The organism is Allobosea sp. 05T422_2 (assembly GCF_056396265.1).
On record NZ_JBFTLD010000398.1, the window covers coordinates 1 to 4,123 of the forward strand.

5 protein-coding genes are annotated in these 4,123 nt (G+C 63.4%); 3 read left to right on the plus strand and 2 right to left on the minus strand.

Annotation, left to right across the window (positions count from 1 at the left end; translation table 11 throughout):
- The first annotated feature begins 252 nt into the window (after positions 1–252).
- From AC1DJT_RS34885 to flaF, 3 genes are read left to right on the plus strand one after another with little or no spacing between them, the layout of a single operon-like run.
- Positions 253–1,584 (plus strand): flagellin N-terminal helical domain-containing protein, encoded by a 1,332-nt coding sequence (locus AC1DJT_RS34885; protein WP_441506245.1) that lies wholly within the window; start codon positions 253–255, stop codon positions 1,582–1,584.
- Between the two features lie 52 nt (positions 1,585–1,636).
- Positions 1,637–2,029, plus strand: a complete 393-nt coding sequence (gene flbT, locus AC1DJT_RS34890; protein ID WP_441506246.1) for a flagellar biosynthesis repressor FlbT — start codon at positions 1,637–1,639, stop codon at positions 2,027–2,029.
- Positions 2,013–2,384: a flagellar biosynthesis regulator FlaF gene (gene flaF / locus AC1DJT_RS34895; RefSeq protein ID WP_441506247.1), complete on the plus strand. Its 372-nt coding sequence runs from the start codon at positions 2,013–2,015 to the stop codon at positions 2,382–2,384. Before flbT ends, flaF begins: the two co-directional genes overlap by 17 nt.
- 95 nt (positions 2,385–2,479) lie before the next feature.
- Here the strand turns inward: flaF and AC1DJT_RS34900 are convergent, their stop codons facing one another.
- Both AC1DJT_RS34900 and AC1DJT_RS34905 read right to left on the minus strand, forming a co-directional pair.
- Positions 2,480–3,997: a flagellar biosynthesis protein FlgL gene (locus AC1DJT_RS34900; protein WP_441506248.1), complete on the minus strand. Its 1,518-nt coding sequence runs from the start codon at positions 3,995–3,997 to the stop codon at positions 2,480–2,482.
- Between the two features lie 11 nt (positions 3,998–4,008).
- Positions 4,009–4,123: flagellar basal body rod C-terminal domain-containing protein (locus AC1DJT_RS34905; protein WP_476835881.1), on the minus strand; the 115-nt coding region annotated here is incomplete at its 5' end.

A 4,123-nucleotide genomic window follows, 5' to 3' on the forward strand; every position in this document is an offset into this window, starting at 1 on the left:
CTCCATGGCCTCGCAGGGCGACCAGGCGGTCCTGCGCCTGTTCTGATCCTTCGTCCGCAGAAGYGGGCTCGCCCACAGAATGTGGGCCGAAGACAAAAAGAGGCGGAGCGAAAGCTCCGCCTCTTTTGCATTTGACGGACGGCATGAGGAGCACGCCGCATCCCTCGTTTAACCATTTGTTATCCCTAACAAGGGATTATCGGCCCAGAAAATTTGGCTCAGCGCCGAATCGCGCGTTCCAGGGGACCGAAGATGGCGAATACGATTCTTTCCAGCGGCGTGCGCAACAACCTCCTGACGCTTCAGCAGACCACCGCGCAGCAGAGCGTCATCCAGAATCGCCTCGCCACCGGCAAGAAGGTCAACTCGGCCATCGACAACCCGGTGAACTACTTCACCTCGGCCTCGCTGAACGACCGCTCCAGCCAGCTCACCGGCCTGCTCGACGGCATCTCCAACGGMATCCAGACCATTCAGTCGGCATCCAAGGGTATCGACGGCGTCACCAAGCTGGTGCAGTCGCTGCAATCGACGGTGAAGCAGGCCCAGGCCGACGCGGCCCAAAACCGCCCGACCAAGGCCGGCACGGCTCTCGCCAACGCTACCGAAGCGGCTGTGACCAGCAAGAGCCTCAAGGATATCGCGCTCGACAAGCGTATTGGCAGCGCCGGCGATACGGCTGTTTCCACCGCGACCCCCGCCTCCGCCGGCGACCTCGGCATCGACACGACAGCAACGCCGTCGCTCGGCATTTCGATCACCGTCGGCACCACCACCTACACAGCCTCCTTTGCGTCCGCGAACACGACTGTCCGGGATGTCGTTAACGAGATCAACAAGTCCGGGCTTGCCACAGCCTTCGTCGACGAGAAGGGCCAGCTCAACGTCAAGGGCACCGGCTCCGAGACCGTCGCCTTTGGTTTCGGCTCGGGCGCTAACGGTGGTGCTGCAATCACCGATGCCCAGGCAGGCGGAGACAACGCCGCGATCGGCTTCAGCGCGCTGGATGCCGTCGTCGGCACCTCGACGATCACCTCGTCGAACGTCACCTCGGCCGTCCGCTCGAACCTGATCCAGCAGTTCAACGACCTGCGCGACCAGATCGACAAGCTCGCCAAGGATTCGAGCTATAACGGCATCAACCTGCTCGCAGGCGACCGCCTCTCGATCGTCTTCAACGAGAAGACCGGCACGAACCAGACCAAGCTGGAAATCCAGGGTTCGACCCTGAGCGCCGCCAATCTCGGCATCGACCAGGCCGTCAACACCCAGCTGGCTGGCTTCGTCAACTTCCAGAACGACCTCGACCTGGAGAAGGCGACCCAGTCCCTGACCGGCGCCCTGACCTCGCTGAAGTCGCTGGCCTCGACGCTCGGCTCGAACCTTTCGGTCGCCCAGACCCGTCAGGACTTCACCAAGGAGCTAGTGAATACGCTGAAGATCGGTGCCGACAATCTCGTCCTTGCCGATCCGAACGAGGAAGGCGCAAGCCTGCTGGCACTGAACACGCGCCAGCAGCTTTCGCAGACCGCGCTCTCGCTGGCCAACCAGGCCGACCAGGGCGTGCTCCGGCTCTTCGGCTGATCGCGCCGAAGCACCCGACCTCCCCTCCCAAAAGCCAGAAGGCAGGATCGTCATGGCTCTCAAAGTCGAGCTCAAGCCGAACGAGCGCATCATCATCGGCCAGGTGGTGATCCGCAACGACGAGCAGCGCACGCGCTTCTTCATCGAAGGCGAGGCGCCGATCCTGCGCGAGAAGGACATCCTCACAGCTACCACCGCCAACACGCCGGCGAAGAAGATCTATCTCGCCATCCAGCTGATGTATCTGGCGCAGGATCCGACGCATGAGCACGAGACCTATTTCGCGCTCGTCCGCGATTTCATGAAGGCTGCCCCGAGTTCCCTGCCGCATATGACCGAGATCAATAACCGCATCTTAAGCGGCGATCTGTACAAAGCCCTGAAGGCAGCAAAGCAGCTGATCGCCTACGAAGCGGAACTCATCGAGAATGCAACACGGGTTTAACGCGTACGCCTCTGCCGCCAGGACTGCCCAGTCTGCCGTCTCCCCTCGCGAACTCGAAGCATCCCTGCTCCTGAAAGCCGCCGTCCGGCTTCAGTCCGTTGCCGATGACTGGCTCGGTCGCCAGCGCGAGCTCGACGATGCCCTGAACTACAACCGCAAGCTCTGGACCCTGCTGGTTTCTGCGGTGATCGCCGAGGACAACCCGCTGCCGGTCGAGATCAAGCGCAACATCCTCGGCCTCGCCAACTTCATCTTCAACCAGACCTTCCGCATCTCCGCCAACCCGGTCCCGGAATCCCTGACCGTGCTGATCGGCATCAACCGCGACATCGCCGCCGGCCTGCGCGGGCGCTGATCCGACGGCCCTTGCGTCCGACACCGACCAAACCCTCAAACGAAAACGGCGCCAGTTTCTGGCGCCGTTTTCGTTTTCACCAAGTCTCGGCTGGGTCAGATGTAGTTCGTCAGCGTCAGCTTCGAGAGAATCGCGGTCGTCTGGTAGCTCGCCTGCAGGCGTGTCTGTAGTGCCAGGATCTGCGTTGCAACCTCCTCGGTCGTGACCTCCTCGACCCCGGCGAGCGTCGTCGTCAGATAATTCTGGGTGGCGGTGTGGCGCTCCTTGGCGCTCGCCATCGCCTTCTGGGCCGTCCCGAGTTCGACGATGATCTCGGCCGGCTTCTGCACGCCGGTGCCGTAGCCGATCGTATTGCTGACGCGTTCGGCCAGGGCCTCGTAACGCCCCTTCGAGTTGGGATCGCCGGCCGGGAAGGTCTCGGCCGCGAATACGGCAAACTGCGCCAGCCCGACCTTGAAGGCCTCCTCATTGGCGCGTGCGCCTATGGCGACGGTCTCGCTCTGATCGACCTGCACCGTCGTCGTCGCGCGCGCCGAGCCCGGCGCATCGTCGCCCTGGTACCAGATCACCGTATTCGCCGGTGTTCCAGGCGCCGGCGCAGCCGTCGCGGTGGCGAAGGGCGGCCCCGGCACCCGCACCGGCGGATTGCTGGAACTGCCATCGAAGAAGTTCTTGGCCGCGACCTGGGCCGACGAGGCCGACAGCGTCGTCTGAGCCTCCTTGCCGAAGGCGGCCGAAACCGAAGCGCGCAGATTGGCAGCCGTGGCATTGACGTCGGCACCGATCTCGAACGTGTCCGTCGCGCTGCCATTGCTCCCGGCCGCCCGCGCCGTCAGGACGATCTCTTTCTGGGTGCCATCGGGCAGATCGACCTTGAAGCGCAAGGTGTCACCGGGCTGCGGCTGAGCCGCGACATTCACGGAGACATCGGCCGGCGGACCCGCAGTATAGGTCGGGACCAATCCCGCCGATGTCGTGGTGGCGGATTTCAGCTTGAAGCCGTAATTGGGATTGCCCGCCTCTTCCGCGATTGTCGCCGTCGTGCCGGCGCCACCTGCCGTGAGGCGCCCGAGCCCGGTCAGGCCGAGATCGGCTTCCTTGCGCTCGGCGATCAGCTGCTTCAGCCCGGCGCGGCCGGCGCCGTCCCCATCCATGATCAGGGAATAGCTGACCACCGGCTCGGTATCCGAGGTCCGCCCCGAGAACAGATAGCGCCCGCCGACATTGGTGTTGAGCAGGTCGAGCGCCTGCTTGAACTTTTCCTCGGCCAGAACCTGCGGCGCCGAACGGCCGCTGGCGCTCTCGACATAGCTGCCCGGACGCGCGTCGTTCTTGGTTTCGGCCGTCAGCTTGGCAAACCCCTCGACCGCCTTGGTCGAGAGCTTGAGATTGACGTCGGCAAGCTGGATTCCGGAGAGCCAGGAATCGAGCGAGGCCTTCTTGGCGTTGAGGTCGAGGCTGGTGCGCCGCTCGATCCCGAGATCGCCGTAGCTGGTGACCTTCTTGCCCGTATCGAGCTGGCGCTGAAGATCATCGAATTTCGCCCGCGTCGAGACGAATTCGCTCGGCCTAGCCGCGCGATAGGCTCCGGTGCCATAGGAGGTAATCGTCATGATGGCGTCCCTCAGACTCTCATCAGCATGTCCATCATCTCCTTCACCGTGGAGATGATGCGGGCATTGGCGGCGTAGGCGTTCTGCAGCTCGATCAACGTCGCCATTTCCTGGTCGACATTGACC